This window comes from Winogradskyella bathintestinalis (assembly GCF_030407435.1).
GTDB classification, from domain to species: domain Bacteria; phylum Bacteroidota; class Bacteroidia; order Flavobacteriales; family Flavobacteriaceae; genus Winogradskyella; species Winogradskyella bathintestinalis.
In genome coordinates this window covers 249,649-271,461 of record NZ_JASDDK010000002.1, presented here as the reverse complement: position 1 = coordinate 271,461, position 21,813 = coordinate 249,649, and the positions used below count along the sequence as shown (strand labels likewise).

General features: G+C 33.7%; 23 protein-coding genes. 8 read left to right on the top strand and 15 right to left on the bottom strand.

Annotated elements, in window-relative coordinates; genetic code table 11:
- Window positions 1-117 precede the first annotated feature (117 nt).
- Window positions 118-1,545, top strand: coding sequence for a S41 family peptidase (locus QMA06_RS06085; protein WP_290205979.1), 1,428 nt, complete (start codon window positions 118-120; stop codon window positions 1,543-1,545).
- Window positions 1,546-1,631: 86 nt separating this feature from the next.
- On the opposite strand, the gene QMA06_RS06080 is transcribed toward QMA06_RS06085, so the two are convergent.
- The 3 genes from QMA06_RS06080 to QMA06_RS06070 all read right to left on the bottom strand — a co-directional run bounded on the left by QMA06_RS06080 (window position 1,632) and on the right by QMA06_RS06070 (window position 3,705).
- Window positions 1,632-2,426: an anti-sigma factor gene (locus QMA06_RS06080; RefSeq protein ID WP_290205978.1), complete on the bottom strand. Its 795-nt coding sequence runs from the start codon at window positions 2,424-2,426 to the stop codon at window positions 1,632-1,634.
- Between the two features lie 3 nt (window positions 2,427-2,429).
- A complete protein-coding gene (locus QMA06_RS06075; protein WP_290205977.1) occupies window positions 2,430-2,960 on the bottom strand; it encodes an RNA polymerase sigma factor in 531 nt (176 codons plus the stop codon).
- A 127-nt stretch (window positions 2,961-3,087) separates the two neighbouring features.
- Window positions 3,088-3,705 carry a superoxide dismutase family protein gene (locus tag QMA06_RS06070; RefSeq protein ID WP_290205976.1) on the bottom strand — a complete coding sequence of 206 codons (618 nt, stop codon included), beginning with the start codon at window positions 3,703-3,705 and terminating at the stop codon, window positions 3,088-3,090.
- A 252-nt stretch (window positions 3,706-3,957) separates the two neighbouring features.
- Here QMA06_RS06070 and hemN point away from each other — a divergent pair, with 252 nt between their 5' ends.
- The 7 genes from hemN to QMA06_RS06035 all read left to right on the top strand — a co-directional run bounded on the left by hemN (window position 3,958) and on the right by QMA06_RS06035 (window position 11,430).
- A complete protein-coding gene (hemN, locus tag QMA06_RS06065) occupies window positions 3,958-5,322 on the top strand; it encodes an oxygen-independent coproporphyrinogen III oxidase (RefSeq protein ID WP_290205975.1) in 1,365 nt (454 codons plus the stop codon).
- 91 nt (window positions 5,323-5,413) lie between these two features.
- Window positions 5,414-6,247, top strand: coding sequence for a universal stress protein (locus tag QMA06_RS06060; protein ID WP_290205974.1), 834 nt, complete (start codon window positions 5,414-5,416; stop codon window positions 6,245-6,247).
- Between the two features lie 418 nt (window positions 6,248-6,665).
- Window positions 6,666-8,111 (top strand): copper-containing nitrite reductase, encoded by a 1,446-nt coding sequence (gene nirK, locus QMA06_RS06055; RefSeq protein WP_290205973.1) that lies wholly within the window; start codon window positions 6,666-6,668, stop codon window positions 8,109-8,111.
- Between the two features lie 9 nt (window positions 8,112-8,120).
- Entirely contained in the window at window positions 8,121-8,891 is a 771-nt protein-coding gene (locus QMA06_RS06050) for a formylglycine-generating enzyme family protein (protein WP_290205972.1), read from the top strand.
- A gap of 122 nt (window positions 8,892-9,013) precedes the next feature.
- Complete coding sequence (locus QMA06_RS06045; RefSeq protein ID WP_407704303.1) at window positions 9,014-9,616, top strand: SCO family protein; 603 nt, start codon at window positions 9,014-9,016, stop codon at window positions 9,614-9,616.
- A 105-nt stretch (window positions 9,617-9,721) separates the two neighbouring features.
- A complete protein-coding gene (locus QMA06_RS06040; protein ID WP_290205970.1) occupies window positions 9,722-10,975 on the top strand; it encodes an alginate export family protein in 1,254 nt (417 codons plus the stop codon).
- Between the two features lie 17 nt (window positions 10,976-10,992).
- Window positions 10,993-11,430 (top strand): hypothetical protein, encoded by a 438-nt coding sequence (locus QMA06_RS06035; RefSeq protein WP_290205969.1) that lies wholly within the window; start codon window positions 10,993-10,995, stop codon window positions 11,428-11,430.
- A 104-nt stretch (window positions 11,431-11,534) separates the two neighbouring features.
- Here QMA06_RS06035 and QMA06_RS16505 read toward each other — a convergent pair whose 3' ends face one another.
- The 12 genes from QMA06_RS16505 to ccoN form a co-directional block, all read right to left on the bottom strand.
- The gene (locus QMA06_RS16505; protein WP_407704302.1) at window positions 11,535-11,822 is read right to left on the bottom strand and encodes a pyridoxamine 5'-phosphate oxidase family protein; all 288 of its coding nucleotides are present in this window, start codon (window positions 11,820-11,822) and stop codon (window positions 11,535-11,537) included.
- A gap of 139 nt (window positions 11,823-11,961) precedes the next feature.
- Window positions 11,962-12,423 (bottom strand): hemerythrin domain-containing protein, encoded by a 462-nt coding sequence (locus tag QMA06_RS06030; protein ID WP_290205968.1) that lies wholly within the window; start codon window positions 12,421-12,423, stop codon window positions 11,962-11,964.
- Window positions 12,413-13,606, bottom strand: coding sequence for a hypothetical protein (locus QMA06_RS06025; protein ID WP_290205967.1), 1,194 nt, complete (start codon window positions 13,604-13,606; stop codon window positions 12,413-12,415). The genes QMA06_RS06030 and QMA06_RS06025 overlap by 11 nt, the downstream gene beginning before the upstream one ends.
- A 185-nt stretch (window positions 13,607-13,791) precedes the next feature.
- Window positions 13,792-14,526, bottom strand: a complete 735-nt coding sequence (ric, locus tag QMA06_RS06020) for an iron-sulfur cluster repair di-iron protein (RefSeq protein WP_290205966.1) — start codon at window positions 14,524-14,526, stop codon at window positions 13,792-13,794.
- Window positions 14,527-14,589: 63 nt separating this feature from the next.
- Window positions 14,590-15,024 carry an RrF2 family transcriptional regulator gene (locus QMA06_RS06015; RefSeq protein ID WP_290205965.1) on the bottom strand — a complete coding sequence of 145 codons (435 nt, stop codon included), beginning with the start codon at window positions 15,022-15,024 and terminating at the stop codon, window positions 14,590-14,592.
- Between the two features lie 111 nt (window positions 15,025-15,135).
- Window positions 15,136-15,555, bottom strand: coding sequence for a CBS domain-containing protein (locus tag QMA06_RS06010; protein WP_290205964.1), 420 nt, complete (start codon window positions 15,553-15,555; stop codon window positions 15,136-15,138).
- Between the two features lie 124 nt (window positions 15,556-15,679).
- The gene (locus QMA06_RS06005) at window positions 15,680-16,381 is read right to left on the bottom strand and encodes a sulfite exporter TauE/SafE family protein (RefSeq protein ID WP_290205963.1); all 702 of its coding nucleotides are present in this window, start codon (window positions 16,379-16,381) and stop codon (window positions 15,680-15,682) included.
- Window positions 16,382-16,828 carry a FixH family protein gene (locus QMA06_RS06000; RefSeq protein ID WP_290205962.1) on the bottom strand — a complete coding sequence of 149 codons (447 nt, stop codon included), beginning with the start codon at window positions 16,826-16,828 and terminating at the stop codon, window positions 16,382-16,384. It lies immediately after the preceding gene.
- Window positions 16,829-17,002: 174 nt separating this feature from the next.
- Entirely contained in the window at window positions 17,003-18,382 is a 1,380-nt protein-coding gene (gene ccoG / locus QMA06_RS05995) for a cytochrome c oxidase accessory protein CcoG (protein ID WP_290206628.1), read from the bottom strand.
- A 65-nt stretch (window positions 18,383-18,447) separates the two neighbouring features.
- Complete coding sequence (locus QMA06_RS05990) at window positions 18,448-19,422, bottom strand: cbb3-type cytochrome c oxidase N-terminal domain-containing protein (protein WP_290205961.1); 975 nt, start codon at window positions 19,420-19,422, stop codon at window positions 18,448-18,450.
- The gene (locus QMA06_RS05985; RefSeq protein WP_290205960.1) at window positions 19,419-19,604 is read right to left on the bottom strand and encodes a CcoQ/FixQ family Cbb3-type cytochrome c oxidase assembly chaperone; all 186 of its coding nucleotides are present in this window, start codon (window positions 19,602-19,604) and stop codon (window positions 19,419-19,421) included. The genes QMA06_RS05990 and QMA06_RS05985 overlap by 4 nt, the downstream gene beginning before the upstream one ends.
- Before the next feature lie 4 nt (window positions 19,605-19,608).
- The gene (gene ccoN / locus QMA06_RS05980) at window positions 19,609-21,813 is read right to left on the bottom strand and encodes a cytochrome-c oxidase, cbb3-type subunit I (protein WP_290205959.1); all 2,205 of its coding nucleotides are present in this window, start codon (window positions 21,811-21,813) and stop codon (window positions 19,609-19,611) included.

Sequence of the window (21,813 nt, the reverse complement as noted above, 5' to 3'; positions counted from 1 at the left end):
TTGTTACAAAGATTTATAAAGATTTACTTTAATTACAATATTGTGAGTAATTTTAGAGTTTTACAGACTAAAGAAAACAATTGCTATTTAACCGGTTCGAAAGAGAAAAATTAAACTATGAAAAATATTAGGGTAATACTATTTACGTTTTTTGTGACTTTAACATTAACAAGTTGCTTCGATGATAATGACGATAACATTATTTCTGCGTCTACATTAGATATTAATGATTTTGTATGGAAAGCTATGAATATTGTTTATTTGTATAAGCCCGAAGTCCCTGATTTGGCTAATGGAAGATTTAATACCGATGAAGCGTATAATAATTATTTAAATGACTTTAATAGTCCAGAAGCCTTATTTGAATCTTTAAAATTTAATCCGACCACAGTAGATCGATTTAGCCGTATATATGATAATTATTTCGATTTACAGAATCAACAATCGGGTATTACGTTGAATAATGGTATTGAATTCATTTTGTATCGAGTACCCGGAGATGAAACACAAGTATTTGGCGCGATTAGTTTAGTTTTGAATAATAGTGTTGCCGATGATTTGGGCTTAGAACGCGGACAGATTTTTAGAGCTGTGGATGGTATCAACTTAACGCAATCTAACTATATTAACTTACTTTATGACCAAGATTCTTATACCTTAAATTTTGCGGATTATAATGACAATAATACGACGCAATCTGGAGACGACACCATAAGTTTAAATGGGCAAAATGCAGATTTAACTAAAGTAGTATATACCGAGAATCCTGTACATATTTCTAAGGTGATAAATGTAAATAATGAAAATATTGGATATTTAATGTATAATGGGTTTATTCAAAATTTTGATAGTTCCTTGAATGCTGCCTTTGCACAGTTTCAGGCAGCAGGAGTAACTGAATTGGTCTTAGATTTACGATATAATGGGGGAGGTTCGGTACAAACAGCAGCATATTTGGGGAGTATGATTACTGGTCAATTCACTGGTGAAATCTATTCAAAATTATTTTACAATGAAAATTTAAGTTCTAATAATCGAAATTATTTGTTTACAAATTCAATTCAAAATGTGGGTTCTATAAACAGTCTAAACCTATCTAAAGTCTATGTTTTAACAACACAGAGACGAACGGCCTCTGCAAGTGAATTGGTTATAAATAGTTTAAGCGCTTATATCGATGTGGTGGTTATAGGAGAAAATACCGTTGGTAAAACTCAGGCTTCGAGAACCATATACGACTCACCTGATTTTTCGTTTGACAATGTGAATATAAATCATACTTACGCTTTGCAACCTTTAATAGCAAATTCAACTAACGTAAATGATTTACTAGTTCCATCGAATGGATTACAGCCAGATATTGAAATATCCGAAAGACCACACACATTAGGCGCTTTAGGCGATGTTAATGAACCATTATTGGCTGCAGCAATATCAGAGATAACCGTATCGGACCGTTCCTTTAATCTGCCTAGCAGCAACATCTTTTTTAGACCTATTGATGCGCCTATTCCATTTTTAGAACAAGAAATGTATATCGATTAATTTAAAATATTTAAATAAAAAAAGGTAGTAATTTAAATTACTACCTTTTTTTATTATTCATAGATTACTACTTATCAAATTATATACTAAGGTGTAGCGGAAACAACACCAAGCGTATAAAGCTGTTCCATTGTTGGAGTCGCACTTCCGCCTTCAGGTTCTAAAGTAACACCAAAGGCCTGACTCTCATTTGCATTAGCTATAGTGAAAATTTTATTCTCGTCCGTGTTGAAATCATCAATAGTACCCAGACTAGTCGGCGTTAAAGGATTTAAGGTTAACGACCATACCTGCCAAACTTTACCATCTGGTGCATTAGGTAAACCTTCTGCATCTAAGTAAATTGTATTATCAGCTTTATTCCAGTAGACTTTTGCAAATGACGAAGCATAATCACCTTGACCACCTAGAGGTACCGCGATAATATCCTTATCTCTTATAACATTCAATAAGTTTTTCGTTGCAGCTAGATCTGTTTTGGCGTCTTCTATTTGAGTTTCAAGATATATATTATCTGTTTCAACAGTTTGCAATTGCTGTTCTAAATCGGTGTTCTGGTTTAGTGTCCATAGTAAACCTGCGGCTAGTAAAATTGAAGCTGCCCAACCTGTGTAGGATATCCAATTTGTCTGCTTAGGTTTAAGGTCTACGACTTTAGTTTCACTGGCGCCTAATTTTCCTTTAATCGAATTAAAATTAACAGCGTGTGGTGATACGGCAGCAGTCAATTTAACAACAGCGGCTTCAATTTCTAAAACTTCTTGTAACAATTCTGGATGTTGTTGCAGAAGGTTATAAATCTCTTGATTTTCGTTCTCAGAAAGTCGACCTGCAACGTACAGCTCTAAAATTCCTGATTCTATGTAGGTTTTAATATCCATAATTTATAATACCATATCTCTTAACTGTTGAATACAGTTTCTATTTCTAGTTTTTACAGTACCAATTGGCATTTGTAATTCTTCAGAAGTTTCTTTTTGAGTAAATCCTTTAAAATAGAGGAGTTCAATTACCGCTTTACATTTTTCACCCAATTGAGTTACAAATTTTTTAATTCCTATAGCATCAGTGCTATCGTCTAAATTATCATAACCCGCTATGATATCTACGAAATAATCTGCATTGAGGTTTTGCCGTGATTGTTTAAACGCCTTAGAACGTGTTTTATCAATAGCAGCATTACGAGCTATATTAAGAATCCACGTAAAAAAGCGACCTTTCTTTGATGAGAATGTATCTGCTTTGTGCCATGCCTTTATAAAGACGTCTTGCATCAATTCATCTGCTATTGCAGTATCTTTTACAATATTGTAAACCACTCCATGTATACTTTTGCTGTACATATCATAGAGTTTTTTAAATGCAACTTGGTTTTTATTCTGAAATTGCATTACCAGTGTATCTAAATCTGTCATTAAAGCTGTATTAAAGAGTTTGATGTCATTGTGGGAAGTAGAAAATGACTCAATAACTCTAAATTATACTATTGATTTATGTTATGATACATTGATTAATTGTATCAATAGCAATTAAAATGTGTGTCTATTGAATGATTCCAGCACAACCAATACGAGCACCAGCGGCACCAGAAGGTTGTGATTTTAAATCGTCTACACCAAGATGTACAATTATAGCTTTGCCTAAAATATCTTTAGTTTCATCTCCACAACCAATACACCATTCATCAGTAGTTTTAGTAATAGTGGCGCGTCCAGAAGCGTTCGCAGTCATGTTACCTATATCACCTTTGTGGTAACCAGCAGCATCTCCCCAAGCACCATGCGGCTGCGCTGTAGGATTCCAATGGCCGCCAGAAGACTTACCATCGTCTGAAGAACAATCCGCTTTTTCATGAATATGAATAGCATGGTCTCCTTCTTCCAAACCAGTAACTGTACCAACCATAGTGACGATACCGTTGCTTTCAGAAAAATTAATGGTTCCAGAGACCTGGCTGTCGCTTTTAGGTGATAAAGTGATGCTTAACTTTTTTTCTTTAGAATCTTCTGACATGTCATCATTATCCATCATATCATCATTATTCATATTGTCGTTCATTTCTGTCGTATCAACATTATCGACCTCTTTTTTATTCTCCTTACAAGCTGATACAAATAGTAATAGTGTACAACTCAATACAATTAGTTTTAAAGTTTTCATGGTTAGTGTTTTTTAGTTCAGTTAAAAGTAACTAGATATGCGCACTTATCCAAATAAGTAAAGTATATGTGATAAAAAACATACCATTTAAGTTAATACACTAAAAAGTCAATATGCGCTATTATTACAACTCATTTTTGGTCACCTCCACGAAATAGAATAGCAGCGCTTTTGTAATAATTCTTTCGATATGATAAATATCATATTTTTTAACTATTTATAAATTTAATTTTGACACCTAAATTCATAGGTATGAGTCAGTTGTTAATCAACAAATACAATGTACAAGGTCCACGTTACACGAGTTATCCAACGGTCCCTTATTGGGATATGGAAACATTTTCTCTAACACAATGGAAAAACTCACTAAAGCGGTCTTTTAAGGAAAGCAACAAGACTGAAGGCTTAAGTTTATACCTGCACTTACCATTCTGCGAAAGTCTTTGCACATTTTGTGGTTGTCATAAGCGTATTACCAAGCGTCATGAAGTTGAAGCCCCATATATTAAAGCTGTTTTAAAAGAGTGGAGTTTATATTGCAATTTATTAGAGGAAAGACCAAAAATTAAAGAATTGCATTTGGGCGGTGGAACACCAACTTTTTTCTCACCAGAAAATCTTAATTTTTTAATTTCAGAATTATTAAAAACTTCAGATTTAGCCGAAAATTATGAATTTAGTTTTGAAGGTCATCCTAATAATACCACGGAAGATCATGTACAAACGCTATTTAATTTAGGTTTTAGGCGGGTGAGTTTTGGCGTTCAAGACTATAACATGAAAGTGCAAATTGCTATTCACCGTATTCAGCCTTTTGAAAACGTAAAACGAGTTACTGAACTGGCTCGAAAAATTGGGTATACCTCTGTTAGCCATGATATTATTTTTGGCTTACCATTTCAAACTGAAGCCCATGTTTTAGAAACAATTACCAAAACTAAAACTTTAATGCCAGATCGTATTGCCTTTTACAGTTATGCACATGTGCCTTGGATAAAAGGTAATGGACAACGTGGTTTTAATGAGGCCGATTTGCCTTCGGGTGAGGCTAAACGTCAACAATACGAAACCGGAAAACTATTTTTACAAGATGCGGGTTATGTAGAGATTGGTATGGATCATTTCGCTTTACCAAAAGATGCTTTACACGATGCGATGGAAAATAAAACTTTGCACCGGAATTTTATGGGTTATACAGCTTCTAAAACCCAAACAATGATTGGGTTGGGTGTATCTTCAATTAGCGATAGTTGGTATGGTTTTGCACAAAATGTAAAATCCATTGAAGCGTATTATAATTTATTGAACAATAATATATTACCTGTCTTTAAAGGCCATATTTTAAATGATGAAGAGTTAGTTATAAGAAAACATATTCTTAATCTAATGTGCAATTTTGAAACGTCGTGGAAAGATAACACCATGGCCTTTGAAGCCTTACCCGATGTTCTCATAAAATTAAAGGAATTTGAATTAGATGGTTTACTACAATTTAGATCAAAACAAATAAATGTAACCGAGAAAGGAAAACCATTTATTAGAAATATTTGTATGGCTTTCGATTTGTTATTGCAACGAAAAAAGCCAGAAACAAAGTTGTTTTCAATGACAATTTAAAAATGAACTCATTAAAATAGTGGTTTGAGAATTAGTCGCTTAATACACTTTTATTAACAAACATTATTAAGAACTTATAAATAATAACACGATGAAAAAAATAATTGTACCAGTAGATTTTTCAGATCATTCAGAGTTTGCCTTAGAGGCTGCAGCAAGTTTGGCTCAAAAGTTCAATTCTGAACTTATTGTACTTCATATGTTAGAACTTTCTAACGCAATTATATCGTCTTCTAGCGATGCACTAAATCAAGAGGCTGTTTTTTATTTAAAGTTGGCCGAACAAAAATTTGTCGATTTTTTAGATAAACCCTATCTACAAGAGATTGAGGTAACACCGATTGTGAAACATTTTAAAGTATGGAGTGAAATTAATGATGTGGCTAATGAGCACCAAGCCGATCTTATAGTAATGGGTTCACATGGCACCAGTGGTATAAAAGAAGTTTTAGTGGGCTCTAATACGGAAAAAGTGGTGAGGTATTCAGATATTCCTGTTATAATAATAAAACATAACCCTATTTTGTTGGATTTTGAAAATGCTGTTTTTGCAAGTGACTTTACAGAAAATGCCGTAGAACCTTATTTAAAAGCCAAAACTACATTCGATAAACTTGGGGCTAAAGTGCACTTAGTATATGTAAATTCTCCCGATGGAAACTTTAGAAGTTCTTCTGAAATTGATAAAAAAGTAACTAACTTTTTGAAAAAAGCCGATGGTGATTTAAAAAATTTAAATAATGTAAATATTGTTTCGGATTATTCTATTGAACAAGGTATTTTAAATTTTGCTAATCTTATTGGAGCAGATGTTATAGCCGTGGCCACACATGGCAGAACAGGATTAGCGCATTTCTTTGAAGGTAGCATTTCAGAAGATGTAGCCAATCATTCTACCTTACCAGTGATGACTTTTAAAATGTAATTCTTGATATTTATTAGTTAGTGTTTTTTTATATCAAGTTGAAATGCCAAAGATTAAATTCTTTGGCATTTTATATTTTTTGGGTGTTCTAAACAATTGTTTGGTTTTAATAGTGAATTTCAACTTGATATCCGGTTCTTTCTGCTTAAGAAAGCTAATCTTATCTAATCCATTATTTCAAAAACTTAGGCATTCTATTTTTTAGAAAACTACTGCAGCTAAACAGCTGTCATAACGTCTACAATTTCCATCTTATTTTTTCATTCGTTTTCTTGATGTTTTTCATCATTCAACTGATAAAAGTCATGTTTTAAAATAGAATCAAATATTATTTTTGAAATGTATTAGGATAGTTTTATCTTATTTAAAATTTGTACTGATAATGTAATTTGTTTAACACGCTAAAACCATAGATAAAATGAAAAAATTAAATTTAGTATTAGGAATTGTAATAGTTGCAATGCTATATCTTACATCTTGCTCTAACGATGAAAAAAAAGAGTCGTCAGATACCGCAGGAATTCCAGTAAGTAGAGAAATGATAGCAGAGTTAACCTCACCACCAAATGTGCCAACTCCTATCGGAAGACGAAAAGCCAAAAAACTTATTGTTAACATGGAAATTCTTGAAGAAGAAGGAGAGTTAACTGATGGAGTAAAATATGTATATTGGACCTTTGGTGGTTCTGTACCAGGTAGTTTTATTAGAACTAGAGTAGGGGATGAAGTAGAATTTACCTTATCTAACCATCCAGATAATAAATTGCCACATAACATAGATTTACATGCGGTAACAGGACCAGGCGGTGGAGCTGAGTCTTCGTTCGTTGCGCCAGGTCATGAAAAAACTTTTTCATTTAAAACTTTAAATCCAGGACTCTATGTTTACCACTGTGCTACAGCACCAGTAGGTATGCATATTGCCAACGGAATGTATGGATTAATTCTTGTAGAGCCAGCAGGAGGCTTACCTAAAGTGGATAAGGAATATTATATAATGCAAGGCGATTTCTACACTAAAGGGAAGAATGGAGAACGAGGTTTACAGCCATTTGATATGCAAAAAGCGGTTGATGAACATGCCGATTATGTGGTTTTTAATGGTAGTGTCGGTGCGTTAACAGGCGATAACGCTATTACAGCCAAGGTTGGTGAAACTATTAGACTGTTTGTAGGTAATGGTGGACCAAACCTAGTATCGTCTTTTCATGTTATAGGTGAAATATTCGATAAAGTCCACGTTGAAGGTGGCGACTTAATAAATGAAAACGTGCAAACCACACTAGTGCCTGCTGGTGGTGCTGCAATTGTTGAATTTAGAGTTGATGTACCAGGAACATTTATTTTAGTAGACCATTCAATTTTTAGAGCGTTTAATAAAGGTGCTTTAGGCATGTTAAAAGTAGAAGGAGAAGAAGCTAAGAAAATCTATTCTGGCGAAATACGTGAGGGGATTTATTTACCAGAAGGTCCTGGTATACAAGAAATGCCAACAACCGACGAAATTGTTGAAGCAGAAATACCAGCGAAATCTTTAGATGAGCAATTAGAATTTGGAAAACAAATCTACATGCAAAACTGTTTTGCTTGTCATCAAGCTGAAGGTCAAGGTATACCCAATGCATTTCCTCCTTTGGCAAATTCAGATTATTTAAATGCCGATGTTAATCGCGCTATAGATGTGGTAGTTAATGGATTGAGTGGTGAGATTACAGTGAATGGAGAAAAGTACAATAGTGTAATGACGAAGCAGATGATTTCTTCAGATGATGTCGCTAATGTATTAACCTACGTTTATAATAATTGGGGGAATTCTAAGAAAGTAGTGACCAAACAAATGGTTGAGAACGTTAAAAATAAATAACAGTATATAATGAAAACTAAATTCTTTAGTTTGTTCATAATGTGTGTAATGGTTCAATCACCTTTGTTTGGACAAGCTGAAGATATGGTTCTCATTGAAGGCAGTCGTTACATACCTTTATATGGACGAGACTCCACAGTTGTAGAAGTTAAGGATTTTAAAATGGATATTTATCCTGTGACTTCACAAGAGTATGAGATGTTTGTTGAAAAATATCCAAAATGGAGAAAATCTAATGCACTAAAATTATTTACCGACAGGACCTATTTATCTAATTGGAAAAATGATTTAGAAACTAATGATTCTATCCACCCTCAAAGTCCGATCAATTATGTTTCATGGTTCGCAGCAAAAGCGTACTGCGAATGCCAAAATAAACGGTTACCAACGGTAGACGAATGGGAATATGTTGCCATGGCAGACGAAAGTACTAAAGATGCACGTGTAAAACCGACCTATAACGCTCAAATTTTAGCCTGGTATGAAGCTCCAAAAACAAAAGATAATCGTGTTGGTGAATCACCAAAAAATGTTTGGGGAGTTTACGATTTACATGGCTTATTTTGGGAATGGACTTTAGATTTTAATTCCGTTTTAATTACAGGAGAATCACGAAAAGATGTAGATAAAGATAGCAACCTCTTTTGCGGAAGTGCAGCGGTTAATGCCACAGACTTAATGAATTATGCGGCATTTATGCGGTATGCTATCAGAGGAAGTTTAGAGGCTAAATATTCAATGAAAAATTTAGGCTTTCGTTGTGTTAAAGATATTAAATAAGTTAAATGATGACATATTTTAAAATAGTAGTATCCGTTTTAATATTGTGTGTAGTTACGACGTCATGCAATTCAGATAAAACCAAAAATTCCCAGAAATACTTGGTAGCATATCAATGTCCTATGGAATGTGAGGGAGATAAAGTTTATAAAAATGAAGGCAGTTGCCCAATTTGTAAAATGGATTTAAGGCCAGTTGAAAACACTTCAAAATTAGAATCTACAGGTGAAATTTCAGAAACATCAATTTTTAATTTAACGAGCAAATGGCATACAGAAGAGGGTGATAAAATTCAACTTGAAGAACTAAAAGGAAAAACATTAGTCATAGTTATGATTTACACTTCTTGCAAAGCAGCTTGCCCAAGATTAGTGGCCGATATGCGTAATATTGAGGCTGAAATTCCTGAAGAGCGACTAAAAAATCTACAATTTGCTTTAGTAAGTATTGACCCAGATATTGATACTCCAAAACGCTTAAAAGCATTTGCTATAGAAAATCAGATGAACGATGCTCATTGGACTTTTTTACAAGGTACAGAAAGTGGCGTACGAGAATTTGCAAATGTATTATCTGTAAAATACAAAGAAATTTCACCGATAGATTTTTCGCATTCAAACATCATAAGCGTGTTTAATGCTGGTGGAGAATTAGTACATCAGCAAGAAGGCTTAGGAGTAGATAATAAAGAAACTATAGAAACTATACTAAAGCTAACTGAATAAACAGCCTACCGCTCGAAAAAAACAATGTATTCGGTTTCTAACCCTGATAGGCGTCATTAAATTTTAACTAAACCAAGGAGGTTCCTGCTTGCAGGGAGTATAAACATGAAAGCAATTTTAACAATCCTATGCTTGGGCATTGTATTGAGTTCTTATGCACAAGAATTTGAAATTTCAACAGAATTAAGACCACGCTTTGAATATAGACATGGCTATAAAACTCTAATACCAGAAGATGTTGAAGCTGCATCGTTTATATCGCAGCGTACACGAATTAACTTAGGTTACCAAAGCGAAAAATTAACTGCTTACGTTACATTTCAGAATGTGAGAGTATGGGGAGATGTGGCTACATTATCCTCTTCAGATCAAAACGGAATTGCGCTTCACGAAGCTTGGGCAGAACTACATTTAAAACCCAATTTTTCCTTAAAATTAGGGAGGCAAGAACTTGTTTACGACGATCAAAGAATATTTGGGAATGTGGGTTGGGCACAGCAAGCCAGAAGCCATGATGCATTGGTCGTAAGTTTTAAACCAAATAAAAATAATCGTTTAGATCTTGGTTTAGCAATGAACGAAAATGCGGAAACTTTATTTGATGAAGATTATACGGTTAATAATTATAAAGCTTTCCAATACGTATGGTATCATACCAATGTTAACGCTTTCGGCTTAAGTGTTCTATTGTTAAATAATGGCTTAACATATATTGACGAAAATAACGAGCAAAAAGTAGATTACAACCAAACTATAGGTTCTAGAATTACCTTTGGTAAAAATAAATTTAGTGCTGATGCGTCAATCTATTTTCAAACAGGAGAAATAGCAAATACCGATTTGATGGCTTTTAATTTTGCTGCAAATGTGCTTTACGAAATTAACGATAAGTTTAAAACAGGTTTAGGTGCAGAGTATCTTTCTGGTACCGATATGAATACCAGAGAAGGTGAATTTAAATCCTTCAACCCATGGTTTGGTACCAACCATAAATTTAATGGTTTAATGGATTTTTTCTATGTTGGTAACCATATAAACTCTGTAGGTTTAATAGATGTAAATGCGAGTTTAAGCTATCAGAAAGATAAGTTTTCTGCCAAAATAGAACCACATATATTTTTATCTGCCGCGTCTGTAATTGGTGCTTCAGCTGAAGAACTGGATCATTATTTAGGAACTGAATTAGATGTGGTCTTGGGATATAAATGGACCAAAGATATCAGTTTTAACGCAGGCTATTCACAATTATTTGCAACAAATACCATGGAAGTTTTAAAGGCAGGAAATAAGGATAATATTAATAATTGGGCTTGGTTAATGATAACTGTTAAGCCTAGTTTATTTAAAACCGTTTTTTGAAATAAATACAATTTAATATGAAAACAATAGTCACAATACTACTTTTGGTTTTGGTTATGAGCTGTAAAACTGATAACAATAAATCTAAACATACTGTGGTAGAAACTGAAGTAAACGCTACTACAAACAATCAATTGAAATTAAATAATGGAATAAAATGGAATGCTAACCTAGAAACACATCATAGCATGAAACGTATTGCCTCTATTTTAAACAGGGAAACTTATTCCAATGCAATTATTCTAAGTGACGCTCTTTCTAAAGAGACCAGTTTTATTATTAAAAATTGTGATATGAAAGGTAAACCGCACGACCAGTTGCACATAGTACTATTACCCATACTCGAGGAAATTTCTGCTATTAAAGAAGAGCAAACCGAGATTGAGTTTAATAGAAGTATTAAAAAATTACAGAGGTTAACGGATCAGTATTTTAGTCATTTTAAATACAATTAGTACCGTCTTTTTTTACCCGTAATGTATTCGATATGTATTATAAAAACAACAGCGCTATTCGCACTACCAATGCGTGCTGAAAACTAACTTATAAAATCGAGATCTCATAATTCCTTTTGCATAATAACGTCTTTCACTCCCAATGAAAAGGTATGCAATAGAGCTTTAGCCGTACTGCCCTTAAGCTCTTGATATTTCCCGTGTACCACATCGGATTTCCATATATGTAAATTTGTTATTTCAGAGACTTCTAACGCTACAGAATTGCATTTACGGAGAGCATTTATCTTATAACCTTTTCCAGAATAACAAATAATTTTATGATCCGTATAAAAATAGGTTATAGGAACAACAAAAGGTTGATTTTTGTATATATAGACTAAATGACCAATTTAATTTTTCTGTAATAAAAGTTTAGAGGCTCTATCCATTAACGTGCTAATCATAACTTTGGATTTTATTGAATTGACTAAAGTTAATGATTGTAACTGGTTAATATTTTGATGAATATTAGTTTAAGATAGTTGTAAATTAGGTCCAAAATAAATCGTCTTCCTTATCGATAAATTTTTCAGGTTGATGGATTTTTTCAATTTGAAGAAATTCTTCTTCTGTTGCTACTTTCTGAATTTCAGGAAAGAGCACACGTTCTTCAAATCTGATGTGTTGATCCAATTCTTCTTCAATTTTATTTAAAATTTTAGTATCATCTTCACGTTCTTCAAATAAACGCTTTAATCGCCTATGATCCGCTAAAGCTCGTTTTACTAATTCATGGTTAGAATCTAAAATGGGGAAAATGTGCTGTTCTTCCATTTTAAAATGTGGAATTAGATGATTTTCAAAAAACCAATCAGCATACACTCTAATGCGTTTTGGATTAATTTCTTTGTTAAATCCGGCTCTGATTTTCCAAGATAATAGTAATCCATGATGATGTTCTCTGCTTAAAGGTTGTAAAGCTTTATGTCGTTTTTGAGGTTTAGGTTGCATAAATTTTGTTTTTAATTATGTTAAATAAAATAAAGAAGATACCCAATGGTAAAAAGAGGCTAAATAAGAATAATAATTGATAATAGTTGGTAAGGATTCCGCGTCCAAAATAGAACATGGAGCCTTGTATAACTAAAAGTAATTCAGTTAATATAAAACCAATAAGGAAGCTATAAATACCAATATATAATGATCTTTTTTGTTGAATGAATTTGCTTTTTAATATAAAAGACAATAGGAATCCAGAAATGACTCCTAACATTAAAAGGTGAATAAAACCAATTATAAAGTTACGATGGTTGTAAACAGTTTGTGAAAATTCGGGTAGAATCGACAATAATTGGAATAAAATTTTGACAGCAAAGCAAAATAAAGCAAAACTGTACATTACAATTACTAGATGTGTTTCTTGTTTTACGACGTGCTTAAACTTAGGATTTATTAATTTATAAAATATAAACAGTGCTATAACTTGCATAATAATACCAATAGCATTGATCCATATTAAAGCATCGTGAAGTGCAAACCACTGTATTGGTAATGCAAAGGTCAGCAAAGTTGATAATACCAATACAATGTAAAAATTTCTAAAACGTTTAGAGTATGGAATTTTTAAAAGGTGAAAAAAAATAGCCATAACCGCAATTAAAAACCATCCGTTAAATTGAAAGTGTAAGAAGAACTGAATAGCAATCTGATATAATGCTGAGGTTGGGCCAAGCATAGAAACCGCAGGACCTAAACACCAAACGCCTATGGTAGATAAAACCATAAATACCAGTGACGTTTTTAGCAATTTTCTAGTAACCACAGATTTAATTTGATGATGTTTCCAGATGAGAAAAACAAAGTAATAACTACAAAAAATATGTAAGGATGAAAATGATATGGAAATCGCTGCATAGCCTTGAATAGGAAAACTAATCATCATACCAACAACAGCAAACTCAGTTAACCAAAATAAACGGTTAAAAATTTTGGTTTTATGAGGAATAAAATAGTGAACAAAAAGTGTAAATAGCATGAGATAAACCCAACCCAACATTGCAACATGAGAGTGAGCATGTGTAAGAAATCTATAATTTATGCCTATGGAATCTAAAAAAGAAAAACGTAATGCTAATCCCATTAGGGCTGCGATAAGAAAATTAATTAAACATATAACAACTAATTTTTTTGACATTAGCGAGATTTTCAATTCCTAGTTATAGTAACTTAAATAAAAATAAACGAATAAAACCATTTAGTAAAAAATAATTGTCATATTGAGCACCGATCTAATACCATGGAAATGGCGCTATAGCTAATCGATTGTGCTCAATATGACAAAAGTTTTTAATGTGATTTTAAAATTATTTAATTAGATTATTACGCACCAAACTGTGCTTCTAACTTTATCGCCTTTGGGAACAAAATGTTATTTTCTAAATGAATGTGTAGATGTAAATCTTTTTCAAATTCATCGAGCATTGCAAAGGTGACTTTGTAGGTGTTGCAAGCGTCAGCAGGTGGGTTATAGTTATTGGTAAGCTCTGCAATTTGTCTAAAGCGTTCCCCTTCGGTATCATGCTCATGTTTCATCATAGCTATTGGATTTTCAACCGTTCCAAACTGCGGAGATTGAACCACTCCATTTTCAAGTTTAGCTTCTACCATTTTTTTAACGAAAGGGAAGAGGATAAGTTCTTCTTTTTTCATGTGCGAAGCTAATTCACCAGCAGAGGCAGTAAATAATTCATTGATTTTAAACAACTCCGGATGACGTTCGCCGTGAACACGACAAAGTTTTTCTAAAAACTGTCGTAAAACGGGAATTTTTTCCTCTACATATCTATGATGTTTTTTTTCAATGTACTCAGCTAAAAGGTCTATCGGCCAAGCGTTATAATCAATAGATTGATCTGTTTTAGTTTGTATAAGGGTATCGAGTTCGTCTAAGACCTGGTTGGGATCAATTCCCTTTTTATCGCAAGCTTCAAAGACGGATCTATTACCATTGCAACAAAAGTCAATTTTATATTTTGAAAAAATAGCAGCGGTTCTAAAGTCGTCTGCAACATATTGTCCTATTTCTTTTTGAGAGTTTTCTTGTAATGTTTCCATAATTTATAATTGTTTTTTATGTCGGATAAAATCATCCTATTTATAATTAAAAAAATATTTTTTTCAGATTTTTAAGAATGAAACACCAGACTTAATATCTAAAGCCAATTGTTCTAAATTCGTGTTTTCTAGCATAGCTTTAAGTTCTTCTCTAATGGTTTTAAACTTATCGTGTACGGGACAAGGATGATTTTCATCGCAAGCATGTAAGCCTAAGCCACACCCTTTGTATATGTTATCACCATCAATAGCATTCACTATCTGCGCTAATTTAATGGATGAAATATTGGGCTTTTCAATTTCAAAACCACCATAGGCGCCTTGTACGGATTGTATAATATCGTTCCGAACTAAATCTTGAAGAATTTTAGCTGTAAAAGCCGCAGGTGAGTCTATCTCTTTGGAAATTTCCTTAGTGCTAACGCGCTTGCCTTCAGACGAATTGATCGCAATAAATATTGATGCTTTAATACCGTATTCACAAGCTTTTGAAAACATATTATTTTTATTTTATGATACAAAGATACATTATATTCTTAAATAAGACAAAAGCATCTTAATTAAATTTACCTTTATAATTGACTATTTTGGGGTATTATGATCTGTGAATCAAAATTGTTTGATCAAATAATTTATTAAATCTGTGGTTGTTACAATACCAACTAAAACACCATCATTAATTACAGGCAATGCATGAAACTCTTTCTCGGCGAGTATTTTAGCAACTTCTGGTATGGTTGCATGTATATTTATTGTTACTAAGTTTTTAGCCATTACTTGGTCTATGGTAAACATATTATATACCACAGTATCCACATTTCTGCCATCGTCGCTTACAGACTCGGCAAAACTTATCCGTAATAAATCTGTATAACTTAGCATGCCTATAATCGCATCTTCTGTAACCACAGGAATGTGTCTTATCTTATGTTTTTTGAAAAGTTTTTCAGCTGTTTCTAAATCATCGGTTCTATCTAAAGCGATAATTTTCTTGGTCATAATTTCTGATATGGGAGTGTTTCTGTTCATCATTTCAACATTTAATTTTATATGTTAAAGGTAGTATTATAAGACTCTTTTTACTATGATAAATATCATAGAAACCGGAATTTTCTTATAATAAAAAGCGTGGTGTTACGGAAATAAATTCAGATTAATGACACTCAATAGCACTAGATGCTATCTCAGTAATTGGGGCAGGAGAGAGGTAAGGGATGCCTAATCCCAAGCCACGAAGAATAAATATGATGCCAATAAGTACTACAAATACTGGTATGGCTTTTTGAATGCGTTGTTTTATTGTGGTATTTAAAAATTTACCCAAATAAATTGCGGAGGTCATTAAAGGAATGGTACCAAGCCCAAATAGTATCATATACAAACTGCCTTCCCATAAACTGCCAGTGGCAACCGCTCCAAACACTGCCATATAAACTAATCCGCATGGTAAGAAGCCATTAAGAAATCCTATGGTTAAAAATGTATCTGCGGTTTTCTTTTTTAAGGCTTTGCCTAAATTAGATTTAACTTTAGAGATCAATGCATTCAACGGTTTCGACAAATTATATTTACCAAGGGTTTTATAAGGAATAATAACAAGAACAATCATTATAACGCCTATGCCAATAGATAGCTGTTGTTGAATACCAAAAATGGAAAAGCTTTTGCCAATTAAGCCAAACACTAAACCAATAATACTATAAGCCAATAATCTACCAAAATGATACACACCAATTTGACTTATTTTTCTGAAAGAGTTAGAACGATCAACAGGTAGCATAAAGGCTATTGGTCCACACATACCTACGCAGTGTAAACTCCCTAATAGACCTAATATGAATCCCGAAACTAACATTTAATATAAGATTTCAGTTTTATAGATATAAGAATTTGTGTTATATTTCCAATCAACTTTAATGTTCCAACGACCACCTAATAAACGTTTGTCAGGTATGAGCAAATTGTGGTTTGATAATGAAATGGGTATTTCAAAATCAAATTGTTTATTAGATGGTCTATATAGGAACACCTTGCCTTTAATATTTTGAATATTCAAATCTTCCGGAAAAATGAGTATTACACCTTCTTCGGTCTTTTTCCAAGATAAATTTGTTTTTAATGTTTTAGAATGTACTTCTTTGTTTAAATCTTCTTGAAACTCTAATTCTTGACCATAGTAATCTTCTGTTACTAAATCAAAATCATATTTATCATTTGTACTCATTGTAATGATAAAATACATGATGAAGCTAATGAATCCTACAAATGCAATTACGATGCCTGTTCCCCAATTTATTTTCATATTTATTGCCCACAAAAGCGGGAATCTTTACAATTTCTGCGAAAGCAGGAATTTTTTTAGTTATTATTTATCCTTTTATTGAACGTTATAATTTGCTTTTCTCAAGACCTTAAGATTTTAAAACCTTTGAGGTTTTGTGTCTGCCAACTAGAGACTGCCTTCTGCTAACTAATTTTAATTATAACTCCGAGGTCCTAAAAAGTTTACCGTCGTAGTTTCAATTAGTTCATCATCACTATATACTTCTAGAATTAATTTGTTTTTATCCCCAGATAATTCACTTTGATCAATTTCAATAAATAAAGTTCCATCTGCAATTTCTTGGGCAGGAACCATAAAGGTGTCTGACGTACCAACTAATTTAATTGTGCCGTTAAATTTTCTAATTTTAAAGCTTATGTTAGGTATGTCTTTGGTGGTTTTATTGACTAATTTATAGGTGTAAACATTGCTTATTATATTTCCATCTTTATGTTCATACAACTGCCCAGGTAGCTTAAGAACGGTAGCTTCAACATCGTTACGCAATAAAAGTAAACCAACAAATAATCCTGTAAGAATACTTAAAATGGCTATATAGCCTTTCATTCTTGCAGTTAGTTTAAATTTTTCTTTTCGTTCAATCTCACCTTCACTGGCAAAACGAATTAAACCTTTTGGAAGATTGATACTTTCCATAATATGATCGCATTCGTCAATACAGGCTGTACAATTCACACATTCCAGTTGAGTTCCGTTTCTGATGTCGATTCCAGTCGGACATACATTAACACATTGTAAGCAATCAATACAATCGCCATAACCTAAGGCTTCACGGTCTTCATTTTTTCTGAATTTCTTTCTGCCATTTTCAGCTTCACCACGTTTATAGTCGTAGGCCACGACAATAGATTTATCATCGAGCAAAACACTTTGTAATCGTCCGTAAGGACAGGCAATAATGCAGACCTGTTCTCTAAACCAAGCAAAGACAAAATAGAAAACCGCTGTAAAAATAATTAATGGAAAAAGTGTTCCTAAATGGTCTAGTGGATTTCCTGTGATGTATTTTATCAGCTTATCACTTCCTATTAAATAGGCTAAAAACACATTAGCAATGACGAAGGAAATAATCAAAAATATAAACCACTTGAGTCCCTTCTTTCTTATTTTTTCTGCATTCCATTCCTGTTTATCTAATCGGCGTTGTTTGTTTCGGTCTCCTTCAATCCAATATTCAATTCGACGAAAAACCATTTCCATAAATATAGTCTGTGGGCAAATCCAACCACAAAATACGCGACCAAAACTAACTGTAAACAAGGCAATAAAAACAACACCAATCAGCATTGAAATAACTACCAAATAAAAATCTTGAGGCCAAAACGGTAAACCAAACACATTGAAACGACGCTCTAAAATATTGAACAATAAAAACTGATTTCCATTGATTTTTATAAATGGGGCGGCCAATAGAAACGCCAGCAAACCATAACTAACAATCTTGCGGTACTTATAGTATTTACCACTCGGTTTTTTAGGGTAGACCCAAGCACGCTTACCATCTTCGGTCATGGTGCCGATAGAGTCCCTAAACGATTCGTTATGTTCTGATGGTTCTTTCAATGTTCATTTAAATTTTAAAAGTCAACAGAGGTTTCTAAAGAATCTGGAATAATGCTTTTCACTTCCACATCTATATCGTGTACTTTCTCACCTGTTTCCACATCTTTTAAGGCGGCGTCTATCCAAATATCACCCTCAGCATCTTTTGGTTTTGCGGCAATTGTTCCTTCAAATTGCAACACGTAACTTGCCACTTGTGCTATTTCTAAAGGCTTCAGGTTTTGCTTCCATGGTACCATGCCTTTTCCAGCTCTTCCTCCTTCAGAAATAGTATTAAAAACATTTTTAATACCTCCTCCAAGAATCCAATTCGGATCGGTTAAATTAGGTCCAATTTGTCCACCACCATCAGCAACGTGACAAATAGCGCAATTGGCTTCATAAATAATCTTACCAGCATTTAAGTCAGAAGCATCCACAAGAACCTCCACTGTATTCACATCTACTAAATTTTTTGCCGTTTTTTTGTATTCCTCAATAGCGACTTTGGCTTCAGCATATTCCGTGTCTAGCTCGTCGTATTGGTTGTCTCCATTAAAAACTTCATATTTAAACATATAAATAACTGCGAAAATGATAGAAGCATAGAAACCATAAAGCCACCATGGTGGTAAATCATTATCTAATTCTTTAATGCCATCGTAATTATGGTCTAAAATTATTTCGTGTTCTTCTTGTATTGGTTTAGAACCTAGCATTTTTTGATAGGTGCGTTTCACCCAACGTACAAATTTTGGGGTTCCAGATGCTTTTAAATCGTATCTTTTTTTGCCTTCTTCATCTAAACTTTGATACAGAATATTGTTTAAAGATCCGACCATAGCTTCAATAGCAATAATGACTAATAATACTAATAGAAGAAACAACAAAATTAAAGGCTCCTTTATAAAAGCAGGTCTATCACCAGAATCAACGAAAAATTCTATCAGTCCAACAATTATAAAAAATACAAAAGGTATTCTTAACCAAGATGGTATTAAATTTCTCATAGTTTTGTGTCGTTTTGGTTATCTAAAGGTAAATTACTTACGGTTGTGATATAGTCTTTTTTGGCTGTGACAACCCACCAAAATAGCACTACAAAAAAGCCAAAGAAAATAAGTAGGGATATAATTGGATAGATTTCAATCCCAGAAATACTATCCATATGGTTTTTTACAAATTTCAGCATAATTCTAATTTTGAGTGGTTTCTAAATCTTGAACTCTAATATCAGTTCCTAAACGTTGCAAATAGGCAATCAACGCTGTAATTTCACGATTTCGCATTTCTACAAAATCAGCACCTCCAGCAGCTTTATCTGCTTCATAAGTTTCTGCAAAATCGGGATCTGTATAGAGGTTTTGTTCAATTTTGGTGCCTTGCTCTAGCATATTTTGTTGCGCATTGGCAATGTCTTCCTCAGTATAAGGAACACCTAAATCTACCATAACTTCCATTTTGGCTTCGGTTTCCGATTTGTCTAACTCATTTTTGATCAACCATTGATAGGTCGGCATTATCGAGTTTTGATTCATCGCTTGCGGATCGTACATGTGGTTGAGATGCCATGTGTCGGAATATTTTCCACCAACACGTTGTAAATCGGGTCCTGTACGTTTACTTCCCCAAAGGAATGGATGGTCGTACACAAATTCTCCTGCTTTTGAATATTCTCCGTAGCGCTCAACTTCACTTCTAAACGGCCTTACCATTTGCGAGTGACAACCCACACAACCTTCACGTATATAAATATCTCTACCTTCTAATTCTAAAGGAGTATAAGGTTTTACAGCAGATAATGTTGGAATATTAGATTTAACCATAATCGTTGGTACAATCTGTACAATACCACCAATTAATATGGCGATTGTTGCATAAATAGTTAATTGAATAGGTTTACGTTCTAGTACCGAGTGCCAACCTTCACCTGCAGCTCTATGTTTAGCAACACGTTGTAATGCTGGCGCTTCTGCTAATTCGTCTTCTACGGCACGTCCTCTTTTTATAGTAACATATACATTGTAGATAAGGATTAGCATACCGATAATGTAAAGCGTTCCACCTACGGCACGCATGTAATACATTGGCATTATTTCAGTCACTGTTTCCAAGAAGTTACCATACATTAGAGTGCCATCTGGATTAAATTGTTTCCACATACTGGCTTGTGTAAATCCGGCAACATATAGCGGTAGGGCATAAAACATAATACCAAGCGTTCCGATCCAAAAATGAACATTGGCTAATTTGGTAGAGTAGAGCTTTGATTTCACTAAGCGCGGTACTAACCAATAAATCATACCAAACGCTAAGAAGCCATTCCAAGCTAGAGCACCAACGTGAACGTGCGCAATAATCCAATCCGTAAAGTGACCAATAGCATTCACATTTTTGAGTGATAATAGTGGGCCTTCAAAAGTAGCCATACCATAACCCGTCAGCGCTACAACCATGAACTTTAAAACGGGGTCTGTACGTACTTTATCCCAAGCTCCACGTAAGGTTAAAAGTCCATTAATCATTCCTCCCCAAGATGGCATTAATAACATTACTGAGAATGCAACTCCGAGATTTTGAGCCCATTCAGGTAAGGCCGTATATAATAAGTGGTGCGGTCCTGCCCAGATATAAATAAATATTAATGACCAAAAGTGAATAATAGATAAACGATAAGAATACACTGGTCGGTTAGCAGCTTTTGGCACAAAATAGTACATCAATCCTAAAAAAGGTGTGGTTAAAAAGAAAGCAACCGCATTGTGTCCATACCACCATTGCACTAATGCGTCTTGCACACCTGCATAAACCGAATAACTTTTCATCCCAGTGATGCTCACTGGAAGTGATAAACTATTAAATATATGAAGCACAGCGACCGTAACAAATGTGGCTAAGTAAAACCAAATGGCAACGTACATGTGACGTTGACGACGTTTTAAAATAGTTCCAATTAAATTCCATCCAAAAACCACCCAAACAATGGCAATGGCAATATCTATAGGCCATTCTAATTCGGCATATTCTTTAGACGACGTATATCCTAAGGGTAAGGTAATTGCAGCAGCAACAATTATAGCCTGCCAACCCCAAAAATTAATTTTACTTAATGTATCATTAAACATTCTGGCTTTTAGTAAACGTTGTGAAGAATAGTAAACACCAGCAAAAATAGCGTTACCGACAAAGGCAAAAATCACAGCATTAGTGTGTAGTGGCCTTAAACGACCAAAGCTTAGCCATGATACCCCGCCAGGAAAAATACTATCGATCATGTTCGGAAAAACGAACATAAATGCTAATAGTAATCCTACCGACATACCTACAACACCCCAGAAAATAGTGGCATAAAGGAAATTTTTAACGACTTTGTTATCGTAATAGAATTGTTGTACTTCCAT